The sequence below is a fragment of the Wolbachia endosymbiont of Armadillidium vulgare str. wVulC genome (assembly GCF_001027565.1).
In the GTDB taxonomy this organism is placed as follows: Bacteria; Pseudomonadota; Alphaproteobacteria; order Rickettsiales; family Anaplasmataceae; genus Wolbachia.
Genome location: NZ_ALWU01000001.1, coordinates 365,040 through 380,220 on the forward strand (window position 1 = coordinate 365,040; position 15,181 = coordinate 380,220).

Sequence of the window (15,181 nt, forward strand, 5' to 3'; positions counted from 1 at the left end):
ATTAAATATTATCAAATAATTCCTTTAATTCTTTCACAGAAACAATCTGCTCTTCTTTATTAACTTTTTCTATTATATAATCTGTCACTTTATACTCAAGCGCTTGCCCTCTAACTAATTCTTGAAATTGCTTATCTGACTTAAAATGCTTAAGTACCCTGTCGAATTGCACATCTTTACTGACATATTGATTTACAATAACATTCAAAATATCATTTTGAGTTAATGATATTTTATATTCTGCACTAAATTTCATAAATAACATAGCAAGCTTTACGCGTTTCCCAGCTTCTTTACAAGGATCATCTTGAATACCCATTTCTTTTTGCACTCTTTGTTGCTCCTGTTTTACTATTTCTATAGGTAAATCAAAATTATAATTAGCATCCAAATAATCAAGTAACTCCTTTTTGATTAAGAGATTCCTCATTTCAGTGCATTGACCACTAATCACTTTTTTTGCATGACTTATCAGTGCAGAGTAATCTTGAAAACCAATACCCTTAGCTATTTCATCATCACTTTCAAAATCTTTGACAACTTGGATTTTATTAACTCGCACAAAAAAATCGGCTTCCTGTCCTGCAAGGGAAATGACTTGATAATCTTCAGGAAATTTCAACTTAAAATTTTTTGTTTCTCCCTTTTTCATACCAGTTAATTGATCCTCAAAACCATTAATAAATGTGCCAGACCCTAAATTAACAGCAAAATTTTTGCTACTTCCACCCTGAAAGAGCTTATTCCTAATCCGTCCTTCAAAATCAATTATCAATTTATCCCCATCTTTCGCTTGATAAGAAGCATCTTCAACAGAGATAAAGGAGGGAAACTTTATTTTGGTGGAATCAATGAATCCTTTTATATCTCCCTCTTCAATCTTTACTTCAATTTTTCTTAAGTTTATTTTATCAAGATCTATTACTGGTACTTCCGGCATCGATTCAAAAGATAGCTTGTATACAAAATTGCCTTCCTCATTCTCTTTGCTCAAACTTGGTAATGATATAACATCAACCCTAGGATAGATGTGGAACTTGACTTCGATTTTTTTTATCAAATCACTTGAGCAATGATCTATTGCATTATTCATCACATATTCCAAAGCTTCGTTTTTATAATTTGCAACAACAAGGTCATAAGGCATCTTTCCAGCCCTAAATCCAGGTGACTTCGCATTTTCTGCTATCTCTTGCAACCTGGAATTTACCTTTTGTTTTATATAATCACCACTAACTGTGATTTCATATTCGTGCCTTAGTTTACCTACGCTTAACTCTTTGTAAGTATACATATCATTTGATGCATCTGGTTCAACTATATTTTGGGGTGCGTTATTAGACATTATGATTCATTAATTGATATTTTAATTTATATCTTAATAAGGTTATTTTACCACAATCTAAGTTAAATGCAATCCTTAAGAACAGGTTTTTATACAAACAAAAGTGTATTAAGTGATTATAAATTTTCCCTTAAAACCCAAGTCACATGACTTTAAGTGCGGATAGAGGGACTTGAACCCCCACGAGCAAGCTCACCAGGACCTAAACCTGGCACGTCTACCAATTTCGCCATATCCGCAAGAGCCCTTCAGTAACTTATAGATAACCATTTCTGTCATCTTATGCAATTTAAAGATTAGATTACAGTGTCACAAACTGAACTAATAACACTGGCTTCACTCAATCTAAGTCTTAATCACTTTAAAATATTTAAAATTTATTCAATTTATAGTATTTACACAATAAAAAAAGCTTATTAATATTTCTTAATTAAAGCTCTAATTCTGGAAATTAATAATGAGATTAATAGCAAGCTTCTTACTCGCAATTTTTCTGATTACACAGAATGGCTGCACGACTCTTGTGGGTAGTATAGTGGTAACAGCAACGGCTACAGCAATAACAATGCAAGATAAATCCTTGGGAAACATTGTTGATGATACAACTATAGTAATAAGAATCAATAGGGGGCTCTTAAAACATGGACTATTCTCATCCATAAAAGTTAAAGTGAGTGAAGGAAGAGTATTACTCATTGGAAATGTTGATAGTCCTGAAAAGCAATTTACAGCAGAAAAAATAGCTTGGCAGCAGAAAGAGATTAAAGAAGTGATAAATGAAATAAGAGTCACACCAATTCAAATGACTTCTATGCTAGACGTTACTGTAGATGGTATGATAACAGCAGAGATAAGAACAAGACTTTTGGGAAAAAGAAATATTAAATCAATTAATTATAGCGTTAATACAGTTGATAGAGTCGTTTATTTGATGGGCATAGCTCAAAACAAGGCGGAATTAAAGTCTGTAGTAGCAATTGCAAGAAAAGTAAAAGGAGTGAAGCAAGTGGTAAGTTATGTAAGGTATAGACATAGCAAATTGCGTCATTGATGAAAATTGACTTGAGTGTTAGCGTTGTGTAACTAAGCAATAAAACTCCTTTAGGGAGTGTTAAATATTATTGCCTCTTTCTATAATTTTGAGCTGCTTCCTTAGGTTATGCAAGAAGTCTATTGTATCGCTTTTTTCCTTCAAATCAGGATCAGAGTTCTTCTATATCTTTCCTAACTTGCTCTTTTGCAAATTCTATCTGTCTTTCTATATATTTTCTGGCTTTTCCTGTTGCAAACGGCACTTGTTTCCATATCGCTTAGATTGCGCTCAATTGCTCTTTCAATTCCTCATGCTTTTATGAAGCTATACATTCTTTTATCTCATCATTCTTCGTGATAAATTCAGCATATTTTTCTAATAATTTTGCATCTAATTTATCACTCTTTGCAAAGTGATTGCATGCTTTTGCAAACCCGATTTGGGTGAGCTCTATGAACAACTATGTTATATTCTTGTAATAATTTTATTACAAGCTTTTCGTAACCCCCTGTTTACACATAACTTAACAAATACGTTAGCCATTTTTGACTTTATAAACTCAGATATAGCTGTCTCGACATTTTCTATACGCTGATGTTTATTACTGATTGAGATATCAAGCGTTTCTTTTGAAACATCAAAAATACCCATTTTGTACCTACAAATATAATCAAATAATGCTGTACAGGATTGTTTTTAGATCCTTCTACCGTTCGTACTACATTTTTTAAGCTAGGAGTATTCCTACCATTTTTATCAATCCAGTTTGCTCATTATAACTTTACGGCTTTGATTTTATATATAATCCAGATTAGGCACTAAGTTGGTAAAAACGAAAGCGCTTTTTTGATGGAACTGCGCAAAAAGACTGGATGCCAGTGTCGAGCACTGGAATGACACCCTCCATATAAACATTAAGAAATTTACTAAACGGGAAAAAGGCAAAAGAAACCCTGTCAGCTACTATCTATTTTTTTAATTGGCGTTTTTTATTGTCTTAAATGCTTTAATAAGCGCATTTTAGCTTATGTAGGTGAAAGTTTTATAAAGACATAGAGTGCACATAGTGCAAAAAATTAAACATCAAGTATATTGAGTTTTTTGTCGTTTTATCTGCACAGACTGAAATATAGCTTCACTCTCAATAATAAGGAAGTTTGCCAAGTAAGTTTTGTCGTTTCTATTAAATGAAAGTTATGATTTATGAAAAAAATCTATTGCAAGCCTGTCAATATTCTGTTAAGAGCTGAGGTAATATAAAAATTATTATGTTTAGATTAGAGAACAAGAAATTTCTGATTACTGGTGCGTCAGGCGGAATAGGTCAGGCAATTGTAGAAGTTATGCATAAAGCCGGAGCAACTTTATGTATTTCTGGCACAAAAAAAGAAGTACTCGAAGAAGTTGCTAAAAAATATGAAAAAAACATTCATGTACTTCCTTGTGACTTATCAAATGCTGAGGAGGTAAATCAATTAATAAATAAAGCAAGTGAATTGATGAAAGGCTTTGATGGGCTCATATGCAATGCAGGCATTACACAAGACAGTTTATTGCTGAGGATGACAGATGAAGTATGGCAAAAGGTGATTGACATTAATTTGACCTCCACATTTAAGCTAAATAGAGAAGCATGCAAGAAATTAATTAAAAATAATTGGGGAAGAATTATAAATATTTCCTCAATAGTAGGTTTAACAGGCAATGCCGGGCAAGTAAATTATGCAGCTTCTAAAGCTGGGGTAATAGCCATGAGTAAATCTATAGCAAAAGAAGTTGCAAGTCGTGATATAACAGTAAATTGTATTGCTCCTGGATTTATAGATACTAAAATGACCGAAGTTTTAAATGAAGGACAAAAGGAAAAAATATTAGATAATATCCCAATGAAAAGAATGGGAACAGGGAAAGAAATAGCAGCAGGAGCCCTGTTTTTAGCAAGCGATGAGGCAAAATATATAACGGGGCATGTGCTTAACATCAATGGTGGACTATTCATGTAGCAACACTTATTTGTGGACAAATTATAAGTTTTACCCTAAAATAAATATATATAGGTTTAGATTCGCGTTAGTTTATTACTTGGAGGCAGAAGAATGAGCTATATAATAAAAAAGTTTTTTGATGCTTTATGTATAGTGTTATTTCTCTCTTTCTCAGGTTACGCAAGTGCCGCTAACGGTATAGATGATACAACTGCCCAAGTAATATGCAATATTATTGGTTATATTTGGGGAATAGGTGGACCGCTTATGACTGTAGTAATAATAGGTGCAGCTTTGCTTGCAATATTTGGCAGAATGCCATGGCCAGCTCTCTTTGCCTTAGGTATGTTTTGTGGTGTATTTTTTGGTGCCAAAGCGATTATAATGAAAATTATACCCGATAGCATTAAACAAGATAGTATGTTGAGCAAGTGTGGGGAAAAATAACCAAAAAAGTGATAGTGCATCAAAGTGGATCATCCATTAAATTGCTTCATATCTTCAATCTGTAACAAATAATGACTGTCTTTTGGTAAAGTTTTAACAGCTAACTCAGCGTACTTCATAAATTTCTTTAAATTACCTTCAATACAAGCCTTTTTTGTCAAAGCAAAATAATACATTGCCGTATCAGCGCTACGTTTATATGCAATACTTAAATACTTCCAGACAAAAGCGTTATTTGCTTCTACGCTTGCAATCTGCTCCAGGCAAAAAATTGCCTTCTCTACGTCACCGTGTAATAATAAAGTATGAGATAATGCAAGTTTCACTAAATAGTTATTCTTCTCAGATAAATACCTAAGTGATTCTTCATACATTTTTATTGCTTCACTTAAATTTCCAGCTTTGTATAGCATCTCTGCTTTTAATTCATATAAGTACGGATCATTGCGTGACTCTTGAATCAATGAATTAACTTTAGTAATAGCCTCTTCTATCTTTCCTTGCCTATAGTCAATTACAGCATTTACATACTTAGAATTATCTTCATATTTATTAAATAACACATGAATAGGGGTAAAAAAAGAGTCTAGCTTTGCAACCATACGCTCAAACTTCAACAATTTATCTGCAAGAATTGGTTTTATATTGTTTTTAACCTTATAATTCTGTACAGCAAATATGCGTTTATCACTAAGTGGGTGAGTACGAAAATACTCTTCAGCATTCTCATGCTCAATACTCTTAAAATAGTCAAAAATCTCTTTCATACCCGAATTATCATAGCCAGATTCATCAAGGTATCTTAAAGCATAGCTATCTGCTACATTCTCTTGTTCTTGAGAATAGTTAAAAAACAACCTTGAACTAAGCGTTACACCACTAAGCAAGATTGCACTAGCAACCTGAGGGTTAATGACAACACTAGAAACTAATCCTACCATATAACTAATCATTGCTATTGATTGAAAATAACCTATAGCACTACTCATTTGTAATACATGACCAGCAGATATATGAGCAATTTCATGTGCTAATATACCAAGCAAGACATAAGGTTCAGTCGAATATTGCAAAAGCCCTAAATGAATGAAGATACTGTTATTGTTAATTACAAAAGCATTAATCGATCTATCATTAACTATAAAAACTTTTATTTGATCATTATCAATATCCGCAGCAGAAAATAAAGGTTGCGCTAGATCCTTCACTACCGCTTCCACTTCACTATCTCTAATAATACTAACAGAGTAAGCACTATTACAATATGCAAAAAAGAACAGTAAAACAAAAAGCTTAGACATGGAAATTCCTTGTTTGTATAACTTTCAGGAATTTTACATTTTAACACTTAAACTATACGAATCTATAAATGCTAGTTTAACTTTTTAATGTAACTGATAAGTTTATCGATGGTAGTTAACTTAATCTTATGTTGTTCAGCAAATTCAAGCAGCTGAGGTAAGCGCATCATAGAGCCATCATCATTTACTAATTCACATCCTACAGCCGCATGATTAGATCCAACCAATTTTGCTATTTCAACACTTGCCTCAGTATGACCATTGCGTGCTAAAACCCCGCCTTCACTTGCAATAATAGGGAAAACATGCCCTGGAGTGATAATATCGTCCTTAGTACTCTTTTCATCAATGGCGGTAAGTATCGTATGTGTTCTATCATAAGCAGAAACACCTGTTGTGATACCATACCGTGCATCAATTGATGTAGTAAATGCAGTATGAGGAGCAATCTTTTCGTCTACATTACTTCTCTTCATAAACTCAAGATCTAGTTTACTCATATGAAGCTCTGTCATGGCTAAAAATACAATACCAGTACCGTATTTAACCATAAAGGCCATATGTTCCGGCTTTATTTTCTCAGCTAAGACAATCAAATCGCCTTCATTCTCTCTACTTTCATCATCAACTAAAATGAACGATTTACCAGAACGAGCGTCCTCTAATACATCTTCCACAGAAGAAATACCAGGTAGACTCATTAAAGCATAAGTGGCCTGTACCATAATTTACTTAAATTCAATCTTAACTACTTTATACAATTTTTCTCCATTTGGCACTATCACTTCCACATACTCACCGACTTTTTTGCCAATTAAAGCACTCCCGAGTGGTGAATCGGTAGAGATCAACTGCTTTGAAGCATCAGCTTCATACCCACTTACAATCTTATAAACATATTCAACTTCACTGTTATCATCATTTAACATGCTTAACGTCACAGTTGTGCCAAACATTACTGAATCACCAGACAAATTTTTTACTTCTATAACTTCTGCATGTGAGAGTTTACTCTCTACCTCAATTATACGACCTTCAATAAAACTTAATCTTTCTCGTGCTGCATGATATTCTGCATTTTCGGATAAATCACCTTGATCACGAGCATCAGAAATAGCCTGTATGATAGAAGGTTTTTCTTCCTTTAACTTTTCAAGTTCGACTTGCATATTCTCAAAACCTTCCCTTGTAATAGGAAATTTATTAACAATAGATGAAGTCATAATCACTACCTAAACGCAATTAAATTGAGTAACAAAAGCACTCACAATACCAAGAACATCATTTTTTATATCATCATTAATGTCACTTGACAACTTTTTTAAAACTCCAGGATGCACAGTTTGAAAATAATTGATAAGATTGTACTCGAATTTATTGATACTGCTTATCTGTATCTTACTTAATTGATCATATAGATTAGAAAAGATATACATGAGCACTACTTGCTCTTCTATTGACATAGGTGAATGCTGTTTTTGCTTTAATAGTTCAATAAGATATTTACCCCTGTCTAACGACAATTGAACACTAGCATCAAGATCAGAACCAAATTTAGCAAAGTCTTCCAATTCTCTATATTGAGCCAAACTTAGCTTTACAGAGCCAGCAACTTTTTTCACAGATTTTAATTGTGCAGCAGAGCCAACCCGAGAAACTGATAAACCTATATTCACCGCAGGGCGAAATCCTTTGTGAAACAACTCAGACTCAAGAAAAATTTGCCCATCGGTAATTGAAATCACATTAGTTGGAACATATGCAGATACATCACCGGCCTGAGTTTCAATAATCGGCAAAGCAGTCAAAGACCCATGTCCTTTTTCATCAGACATTTTAGCAGCTCTTTCAAGCAAGCGAGAATGTACATAGAATATATCTCCAGGATAGGCTTCACGACCAGGAGGACGTCTGAGCAATAAAGACATCTGCCTATATGCCACAGCATGCTTAGATAAATCATCATATACCACCAAGCAATGCATTCCATTATCACGGAAAAATTCTCCAATAGTGCAACCGGTATAAGGTGCTAAAAATTGCATAGGCGCGCAGTCAGATGCACTAGCGACAACTACAGTTGTATACTCTAATGCTCCACTTTCTTTTAGCTTGTTTACCACTTTTACCACTGTTGAAATTTTTTGTCCGATAGCAACATAAACACAATAAACTTTTTGATTTTTTTCTACTTCGTCATTTATCTTCTTCTGATTAATGATAGTATCAAGCGCAATAGTAGTTTTCCCGATTTGTCTGTCGCCAATAATTAATTCACGTTGCCCTCTACCTATTGGAATTAGCAAATCTATAATCTTAGTTCCCGTTTGCAGAGGTTCATGCACAGATTTGCGATCAATAATGCCTGGCGCTTTAGATTCTATATTCATTTTGTTTTTGGCTCTAATTTCTCCGCCATCATCTATAGGATGGCCCAGCGCATTTACAACTCTCCCTAATAATTCATGACCTACAGGCACTTGTACAACATCGCCACTACATTTTACAACCTCCCCTTCTTTTACATCACGGTCATTGCCAAGCACAACTATTCCAGCTGTATCATGATCTAAATCAAGAACTATTCCTTCTACACCGCTTGCAAAAAATACCTTCTCACCAAACTTTGCTTTTTCCAGCCCATAAACCAATGCGATACCATCTATTACTGAAATTATTTTACCTATACTTTCCCGCTTTATAGGATTATCAAATGTCTCAACTTTTTCTCTTATTATACTTTCTATTTCGGAAAAATTCATACCGTTCTTCATACACAATTCCTTACTTTTAATATTTCCATTTTACTTAAGTCAACTAATCTATCTAAGTAACTTTTTAGCGAAGCATCGATTAAATTAAAACCATACCTAACTACGAAACCACCTAATATAGAAGGGTCAACCACATTACTGACTTTTATTATTTTACCAAGAAAGCTCAAAGATTCAGTAATTATTTTTATATCAGGTTTCTTTAAAACCTCTGCTGATTTTATAGTGATTTCCAATTCATTTTCACTTTCCCTTACAAGACTTAAGAATTTCTCTAATATAAGGATTAATAAACGGGAGCGCTTATTTGCAAGTGTAACCATAATAAACTTCACTAAGTTTTCACTCAATTTCTCATTTATAGAAAGTATTGCCTCTTTTTTCTTTGCAAGAGAAGTCATAGGATGGGATAGGTATATCAAAACATCATGTTGATCTTTAAAAAAAGCCAATAAAAATTCTACTTCTTTTCTTATAGTACCTAGCTTATTTTCTGAGACATAAAACAGCGCTCTAGCATAAGATGAAACTAAATTATTGCTTTTCATATAAAATTACCTATTCTAGTAAATCTAAATTATTTCAGCTACCACTCTTCAATCCAAGCACTTTTTATATAAATAGGTCTTCTCTTTAAGGAAAGAAAACATAAATCATATCTGACTGAATAATCTAAAAAATCAAGATTTTTACTTAAGAAATACTTAGAAGAATTTATAATAGACTGACATTGAAGATGAGATATCGGTATTTCTTTTCCAAGTAAACTTGTTTTAACTTCTATAAAAATCAGCTCCTTTTTTTTAGATACAATTAAGTCAATTTCACCCAACTTACAACGGTAACGACGTTTTATAACATTATAGAACTTGAGTTTTAAGTATACTAAAACTAACAACTCACCACAGCAACCTACAAAGTAGCGCAATCTACTTGCCATAAAAAGAACAATTACGATAATAATTAACTTTGTGTAACTACTTTACCTCCTTTTCTATTTTTACTGTAAATCTCACCTTTTGCTGAAATATCCCTATCAATTAACTCTATTACTGCCATTGGAGCGCAATCACCCTTTCGAGTACCAAATTTTATTATTCTAGAATACCCACCTTTACGGTCTTGATAACGGTTAGCTAAAACGTTTAATAATTTATCAACTACTAACTTACTATTATGAAGACGTGAAAGCAAAAGCCTTCTACCGTGTAAAGAATTCTTATTCTTAGCAATTGTAATAAACTTTTCCACATATGGACGAAGTGCTTTAGCCTTTGGTAAAGTAGTTACAATCTGCTCATGATTAATTAATGAGATAGATAGATTCTTTAACATTGATAATCTATGCTCGGTACAACGAGACAATTTACTTTTTTTTATTCCATGTTTCATATACTACCTAATCCTCATCAGTATGTTGTTTAGCTAGTTCATCTATATCTTTAGGTGGCCAATTTGGCACATTCATACCCAAAGACAAACCTAAACTATTTAAAACTAGCTTGATTTCATTCAAAGACTTTCTGCCAAAATTAGAAGTTCCTAACAGTTCAGCTTCCGTCTTTTGAACAAGATCACCTATATAAATGATGTTTGCGCTTTTCAGACAGTTATGAGACCTAACAGATAATTCCAATTCATCTACTCTACGCAATAAGACAGGATCATAGCCCAAATCTTTAGCACCATTAGACGAAGAAACTTGCGATTTTTTATAACTTACATCAGAACTAATAAAAGGCTGAAATTGTTCCTGTAATATCCTTGCAGCATAGTCAATAGCTTGACTTGGAGAGATTGTACCATCAGTTTCAATTGATAATATCAGCTTATCTTTATCAGTAACTTGACCAACACGACTATTCTCTACTCTATACGAAACCCTCTCGACAGGGCTATATAAAGCATTAACTGGAATAAAACCAATTAAATCTTGTTCACTCATAAGCTTTAAAAATTCATTTTCTTTATATTTAGTTACAGGAAGATAACCTTTTCCGTTAGCAACATATATAGTGATGTTAAGCTCTACATCTTGCCCTAGTGTACATATCACCAAATCTTTATTAACAATAGAGCATTGGTCATCAGTTTCTATCATTCCAGCTAATACTTGACAAGGCCCTTTAGCGCTCAAATTTAAGCACTTATTAGACGTGTTATTTAACTTACATCTCAACATGCCCATATTTAATACTATATTAGTTATGTCTTCCCTAACTCCTTGAATCGAAGTAAATTCATGATTCACACCTTCAATTTTTATTCCATAAACAGCACTACCGCAAAGAGAAGATAACATTGTACGCCTTAATGCATAACCTAATGTTAAAGCAAAACCACTTTCCAAAGGTTCTAGGACCACATCACTTTTTTTACTTGAATCACCTGATATTATCTTAATTGAATTAGGCTTAGTTAACTTATCTAAATTTCCACAGAAAGAAACATTATCACTATAATACATAAAATAAACCTTTCAAATATCTTATACTCTTCTTTTTTTCCTTAACCTGCACCCATTATGAGGTATTGGCGTTTCATCTGCAATTGAAGTTACAGTCAACCCACAGCTCCGAAGTGCTTTAACTGCAGCTTCTGCACCAAAACCAGGACCGCGAATTATTACAGAAACAACTTTCATACCAAATCCGTCTATTACTTTCTTCGCAGCAAAATCAGCAACCTTACCTGCAGCATAAGGTGTGGATTTTCTCGAACCAGAAAAACCACATGCACCAACAGAAGTTTGGTACAGCGTATTACCATAAACATCGGTTACATTTACAAAAGTATTATTAAAAGTTGCACGAATATGAACAACACCATTAATAAACGCTTTTATATTCTTACTAAACGTTTTAACTTTTTTCATAAAAACCCACGATAATAACAAATTTTATTTTTTCCCAGCAACAGGCAACCTAGATCTGCCTTTACGAGTTTTAGCATTAGTATGAGTTCTTTGTCCTCTCACAGGCAAACCCTTTCTGTGCCTTACTCCCCTATAACACCCCATTTCCACTAAAGATTTTATGTTTATAGCCACTTCTTTTCTGAGATCACCCTCTATGACATAATTTTGCCTAATAAAATTACTGATTTTCTCTATATCTTCATCTCGTAATTCTGAAACACGCTTGCGCTTATCAACTTCACAAGCATGACAAACTATATTCGCAGTAGTAATACCTATACCATATATATAAGTTAATGCAAAAGGAACACACTTCTTTACCGGAACATTTATACCTGCAATACGTGCCACTAATACCTCGATACCTTATTAATAATAACTCTTAATTTATACCACAAAACAACTTATAGTCAAACCAAATTACAAGAAATTTTACTTTCAATCTCTTGCATTACTCTATCAATACTCAAATTAGCGTTAATTGTTAACAATTTGCCCTTATAATACTCGCGTAAATCCTTCATCTGAAAGTAATATTCTCTTATTCTCTTATTAATTGCAGACATATTAGCATCATCAATTCTCTTCTCTAACCTCGTACTTTTACATTTAGCACAAGTAGTATTTTTAAAAGAAGATATACTATATATACTTTTACAATCCAAACATGTAAGACGATCTTTTAATCTATCAATTGCAATATTATCATCAAGCTGCAACTCAATTACAACATCAACATCCCTATTACATCTTTCTTGCAAAACTTGAGTTAAAAAACGAGCCTGGTTTAAATTTCTTGGAAAACCATCCAACAAAAAACTACCATCTATTGATGCAAGCTGGTCACACAATAATCTACATATAACTTCATCTTGAATTAAATTACCAGATTCGACAGTATCCTTTATTTCTTTACCTAATTTACTTCCGCTAGATATAATATTCCTTAATAAATCTCCTACTGAAATTAATTTCAAATTATATTTTGCTATTAATAAACTGGACTGAGTACCCTTACCAGAGCCAGGAGGACCAAAAATTGTAATAATCACTTCAGTCTCCTTGTTTTAGACTCATATTTCTTTATCCAACTGTCGTACCTATTCGAAAAAATATAAGATTGTACTTGCATAATAGTATCAGTAATAACGTTAACTATAATCAGCAAGCTCGTTCCACCAAAAATAAATGGTATATCATAATGATACCTCATAATTTCAGGTATAGTACATATTACCACCAAATACGCAGACCCAATAAATGTTAATTTGAAAACTATATCTTGAAGATAATCAGAAGTATGTTTTCCAGGCCTTCTACCAGGAATAAAACCACCATTTTTCTTAAGAAAATCAGCATTTTCCTCTGGATTAAATATAAAATTGGTATAGAAAAAGTTAAAAAATACTATAAGTATTAAGTAAGTTATGATGTACACTACTTTATTTGCCATAAAGTAATTTAAAATAAAATCAGCAATGGCATGATCCTTATAGAAACTTGCGATTGAAATAGGCGTTAATAGAATTGCATTAGCAAAAATAGTTGGTATGACACCAGATAAATTGATCTTTAATGGAATATAAGTAAAATCGTCATTATGTAATTTTTTAAACTGTTTTTTGGGATATTGAACAATTACTTTTCTATAAGAAGATTCTGTAAAAATAACTAAAAGGAGCAGTAAAAAAAACAATACTACAACAAAAAGGATAATGAATAACGACATGCTACCATTTTTATTTAATATTAACAGAGATGACAAAGCATTATGTAATTCGGATATTATGCCAGTAAAAATGATTAATGAGATACCATTACCTATACCGCTAACACTGATCTGCTCACCAAGCCATATTAAAAATACAGTTCCACCTAAAAGGCTAAAGACACCTATAGTATGAAACATAATACCAGGTTCGACTACAACTAATACTCCTTCCCTATTCATTCTTTCTAACCCTATTAGGATCGTAATTGATTGAAAGATACAAAACACTATAGTCATATAGCGTATATAAGAGTTCATTTTTCGACGTCCCAACTCTCCATCATTTTTAATTTCATTGATTCCTTTAACGGCAGAAGATAATAATTGCATAACTATGGATGCAACTATGTATGGCATAACGTTTAATGCCAAAATTGTCATTCTAGCTAAAGCGCCACCAGAAAATAAATTAAATACTCCAAAAACACCAAAACTCTCTTTTGGAAATATATCATTGATTATATCAAGGTTAATTCCAGGAATAGGTACATAAGTACCCAAACGATAACAAACTAAAGCCACTAGCGTAAAAAATATACGCTTTAATAAATCACCTTTATATAATAACGTAGAATCCAAACTATTAAATGCAAATTTACTGTTCATGATTTACGATAGTATTTCCACACTACCACCAACTGAAGTTACAGATCTTTTTGCAGCTTCCGATGCAAAATCAACATGAAACACAAATTTTTCGCTCAATTTACCTTTATTAAGAAGTTTTATTTCGCTCTTAATAGATCTGATAAAACCTAACTTATGTAGCAACTGCTTATCTATGATAGAGTCCTTTACTATTTTTTTAGCTTCTATTAAACGCTGTACATCACCAACATTAAATATAGAGTATACATTTTTGCGTATAGGCTTAAAACCTCTTTTAGGTAAACGAGTATATATAGACTGTTGCCCACCTTCAAAACCATTTATGGAAACCCCACTTCTAGCTTTCTGCCCCTTATGTCCTCTACCGGATGTTTTACCTTTACCACAACCAATACCTCTACCTAACAATTTAGGCTTTTTTTTCTTAGATAATTTGGTAAATATAGAATTTAATTTTACAGCATCATTCATACTTTACCTATTTTCAACTATCTCACTAATCTTTTTACCCCTCTTGCCTGCCACTTGGCGAGGAGATAACATAACACCAAAAGCCTTAAACACTGCACATATAATATTATGAGGATCATTTGATCTAGTAGATTTAGCTACCACATCCTTTATACCTAATACCTCAAAAACCAACCTCATTGCTCCACCAGCAATAATACCTGTTCCAGCCCTTGCAGCTCTTAAAACTATCTCACCAGAACAAAATTTAGCTTTAATATCATGATGTAAAGTTCTACCTTCACGTAAGTACACTCTAATCATCGACTTCTTTGCAGCATTTACAGCTTTCACTCTTGCTTCAGCAACCTCTGCATGCTTACCTATTCCACATCCTACCCTACCCTTCTCATCACCAACAACCACCAAAATTGAAAATGAAAATCTTCTACCACCTTTGGTAACCGTTGTTACTCTTCGCACTGAAACTAAAAGCTCTAATAAATCATTATTATTTTGTAAATTCTTTATAGCCATACTCAAAACCTT

18 protein-coding genes, 1 tRNA gene and 1 pseudogene are annotated in these 15,181 nt (G+C 32.9%); 3 read left to right on the plus strand and 17 right to left on the minus strand.

Annotated elements, in window-relative coordinates:
* Position 1 precedes the first annotated feature (1 nt).
* Together tig and wVul_RS01760 are read right to left on the minus strand one after the other, a co-directional pair.
* The gene (gene tig, locus wVul_RS01755; protein ID WP_047758901.1) at positions 2 to 1,345 is read right to left on the minus strand and encodes a trigger factor; all 1,344 of its coding nucleotides are present in this window, start codon (positions 1,343 to 1,345) and stop codon (positions 2 to 4) included.
* A 157-nt stretch (positions 1,346 to 1,502) separates the two neighbouring features.
* Positions 1,503 to 1,584, minus strand: a tRNA-Leu gene (locus tag wVul_RS01760).
* A 218-nt stretch (positions 1,585 to 1,802) separates the two neighbouring features.
* On the opposite strand from wVul_RS01760, the gene wVul_RS01765 reads away from it, so the two are divergent.
* Positions 1,803 to 2,396 (plus strand): BON domain-containing protein, encoded by a 594-nt coding sequence (locus wVul_RS01765; protein WP_047758902.1) that lies wholly within the window; start codon positions 1,803 to 1,805, stop codon positions 2,394 to 2,396.
* 129 nt (positions 2,397 to 2,525) lie between these two features.
* Here the strand turns inward: wVul_RS01765 and wVul_RS10430 are convergent.
* Positions 2,526 to 3,029 (minus strand): annotated as a pseudogene (locus wVul_RS10430) (transposase); the annotation flags it as partial.
* Positions 3,030 to 3,646: 617 nt separating this feature from the next.
* Between wVul_RS10430 and fabG the strand changes: the two are divergent.
* The gene (gene fabG, locus wVul_RS01775) at positions 3,647 to 4,381 is read left to right on the plus strand and encodes a 3-oxoacyl-[acyl-carrier-protein] reductase (RefSeq protein ID WP_047758904.1); all 735 of its coding nucleotides are present in this window, start codon (positions 3,647 to 3,649) and stop codon (positions 4,379 to 4,381) included.
* A gap of 93 nt (positions 4,382 to 4,474) precedes the next feature.
* On the plus strand, positions 4,475 to 4,810 hold the full coding sequence (locus wVul_RS01780; protein WP_047758905.1) for a TrbC/VirB2 family protein: 336 nt from the start codon (positions 4,475 to 4,477) through the stop codon (positions 4,808 to 4,810).
* Between the two features lie 29 nt (positions 4,811 to 4,839).
* On the opposite strand, the gene wVul_RS01785 is transcribed toward wVul_RS01780, so the two are convergent.
* The 14 genes from wVul_RS01785 to rpsE all read right to left on the minus strand — a co-directional run bounded on the left by wVul_RS01785 (position 4,840) and on the right by rpsE (position 15,169).
* On the minus strand, positions 4,840 to 6,111 hold the full coding sequence (locus tag wVul_RS01785) for a M48 family metalloprotease (protein ID WP_047758906.1): 1,272 nt from the start codon (positions 6,109 to 6,111) through the stop codon (positions 4,840 to 4,842).
* 71 nt (positions 6,112 to 6,182) lie between these two features.
* Positions 6,183 to 6,836 carry a 3,4-dihydroxy-2-butanone-4-phosphate synthase gene (gene ribB, locus wVul_RS01790; protein ID WP_047758907.1) on the minus strand — a complete coding sequence of 218 codons (654 nt, stop codon included), beginning with the start codon at positions 6,834 to 6,836 and terminating at the stop codon, positions 6,183 to 6,185.
* Between the two features lie 3 nt (positions 6,837 to 6,839).
* Complete coding sequence (gene greA, locus wVul_RS01795; protein WP_047758908.1) at positions 6,840 to 7,334, minus strand: transcription elongation factor GreA; 495 nt, start codon at positions 7,332 to 7,334, stop codon at positions 6,840 to 6,842.
* Positions 7,335 to 7,343: 9 nt separating this feature from the next.
* Positions 7,344 to 8,885, minus strand: coding sequence for a F0F1 ATP synthase subunit alpha (gene atpA / locus wVul_RS01800; protein WP_047758909.1), 1,542 nt, complete (start codon positions 8,883 to 8,885; stop codon positions 7,344 to 7,346).
* A complete protein-coding gene (gene atpH / locus wVul_RS01805; protein WP_047758910.1) occupies positions 8,882 to 9,433 on the minus strand; it encodes an ATP synthase F1 subunit delta in 552 nt (183 codons plus the stop codon). The genes atpA and atpH overlap by 4 nt, the downstream gene beginning before the upstream one ends.
* A 38-nt stretch (positions 9,434 to 9,471) precedes the next feature.
* Positions 9,472 to 9,825 (minus strand): YraN family protein, encoded by a 354-nt coding sequence (locus tag wVul_RS01810; RefSeq protein ID WP_047758911.1) that lies wholly within the window; start codon positions 9,823 to 9,825, stop codon positions 9,472 to 9,474.
* 23 nt (positions 9,826 to 9,848) lie between these two features.
* Positions 9,849 to 10,277 carry a 50S ribosomal protein L17 gene (rplQ, locus tag wVul_RS01815; RefSeq protein ID WP_047758912.1) on the minus strand — a complete coding sequence of 143 codons (429 nt, stop codon included), beginning with the start codon at positions 10,275 to 10,277 and terminating at the stop codon, positions 9,849 to 9,851.
* Between the two features lie 7 nt (positions 10,278 to 10,284).
* Entirely contained in the window at positions 10,285 to 11,352 is a 1,068-nt protein-coding gene (locus tag wVul_RS01820) for a DNA-directed RNA polymerase subunit alpha (protein WP_047758913.1), read from the minus strand.
* 21 nt (positions 11,353 to 11,373) lie between these two features.
* Positions 11,374 to 11,760, minus strand: coding sequence for a 30S ribosomal protein S11 (rpsK, locus tag wVul_RS01825; RefSeq protein ID WP_047758914.1), 387 nt, complete (start codon positions 11,758 to 11,760; stop codon positions 11,374 to 11,376).
* A 24-nt stretch (positions 11,761 to 11,784) separates the two neighbouring features.
* The gene (rpsM, locus tag wVul_RS01830) at positions 11,785 to 12,153 is read right to left on the minus strand and encodes a 30S ribosomal protein S13 (RefSeq protein ID WP_047758915.1); all 369 of its coding nucleotides are present in this window, start codon (positions 12,151 to 12,153) and stop codon (positions 11,785 to 11,787) included.
* Between the two features lie 59 nt (positions 12,154 to 12,212).
* A complete protein-coding gene (locus wVul_RS01835; RefSeq protein ID WP_047758916.1) occupies positions 12,213 to 12,854 on the minus strand; it encodes an adenylate kinase family protein in 642 nt (213 codons plus the stop codon).
* Positions 12,851 to 14,179 carry a preprotein translocase subunit SecY gene (secY, locus tag wVul_RS01840; protein WP_047758917.1) on the minus strand — a complete coding sequence of 443 codons (1,329 nt, stop codon included), beginning with the start codon at positions 14,177 to 14,179 and terminating at the stop codon, positions 12,851 to 12,853. Before secY ends, wVul_RS01835 begins: the two co-directional genes overlap by 4 nt.
* 3 nt (positions 14,180 to 14,182) lie before the next feature.
* On the minus strand, positions 14,183 to 14,653 hold the full coding sequence (rplO, locus tag wVul_RS01845) for a 50S ribosomal protein L15 (RefSeq protein WP_047758918.1): 471 nt from the start codon (positions 14,651 to 14,653) through the stop codon (positions 14,183 to 14,185).
* A gap of 3 nt (positions 14,654 to 14,656) precedes the next feature.
* A complete protein-coding gene (rpsE, locus tag wVul_RS01850) occupies positions 14,657 to 15,169 on the minus strand; it encodes a 30S ribosomal protein S5 (RefSeq protein WP_047758919.1) in 513 nt (170 codons plus the stop codon).
* Positions 15,170 to 15,181: the final 12 nt, after the last annotated feature.

Bases quoted from the DNA above. Each gene is read 5' to 3' on its own strand.
- tig (WP_047758901.1), bottom strand. From the start codon at position 1,345: ATGTCTAATAACGCACCCCAAAATATAGTTGAACCAGATGCATCAAAT.
- wVul_RS01765 (WP_047758902.1), top strand. From the start codon at position 1,803: ATGAGATTAATAGCAAGCTTCTTACTCGCAATTTTTCTGATTACACAG.
- fabG (WP_047758904.1), top strand. From the start codon at position 3,647: ATGTTTAGATTAGAGAACAAGAAATTTCTGATTACTGGTGCGTCAGGC.
- wVul_RS01780 (WP_047758905.1), top strand. From the start codon at position 4,475: ATGAGCTATATAATAAAAAAGTTTTTTGATGCTTTATGTATAGTGTTA.
- wVul_RS01785 (WP_047758906.1), bottom strand. From the start codon at position 6,111: ATGTCTAAGCTTTTTGTTTTACTGTTCTTTTTTGCATATTGTAATAGT.
- ribB (WP_047758907.1), bottom strand. From the start codon at position 6,836: ATGGTACAGGCCACTTATGCTTTAATGAGTCTACCTGGTATTTCTTCT.
- greA (WP_047758908.1), bottom strand. From the start codon at position 7,334: ATGACTTCATCTATTGTTAATAAATTTCCTATTACAAGGGAAGGTTTT.
- atpA (WP_047758909.1), bottom strand. From the start codon at position 8,885: ATGAAGAACGGTATGAATTTTTCCGAAATAGAAAGTATAATAAGAGAA.
- atpH (WP_047758910.1), bottom strand. From the start codon at position 9,433: ATGAAAAGCAATAATTTAGTTTCATCTTATGCTAGAGCGCTGTTTTAT.
- wVul_RS01810 (WP_047758911.1), bottom strand. From the start codon at position 9,825: ATGGCAAGTAGATTGCGCTACTTTGTAGGTTGCTGTGGTGAGTTGTTA.
- rplQ (WP_047758912.1), bottom strand. From the start codon at position 10,277: ATGAAACATGGAATAAAAAAAAGTAAATTGTCTCGTTGTACCGAGCAT.
- wVul_RS01820 (WP_047758913.1), bottom strand. From the start codon at position 11,352: ATGTATTATAGTGATAATGTTTCTTTCTGTGGAAATTTAGATAAGTTA.
- rpsK (WP_047758914.1), bottom strand. From the start codon at position 11,760: ATGAAAAAAGTTAAAACGTTTAGTAAGAATATAAAAGCGTTTATTAAT.
- secY (WP_047758917.1), bottom strand. From the start codon at position 14,179: ATGAACAGTAAATTTGCATTTAATAGTTTGGATTCTACGTTATTATAT.
- rplO (WP_047758918.1), bottom strand. From the start codon at position 14,653: ATGAATGATGCTGTAAAATTAAATTCTATATTTACCAAATTATCTAAG.
- rpsE (WP_047758919.1), bottom strand. From the start codon at position 15,169: ATGGCTATAAAGAATTTACAAAATAATAATGATTTATTAGAGCTTTTA.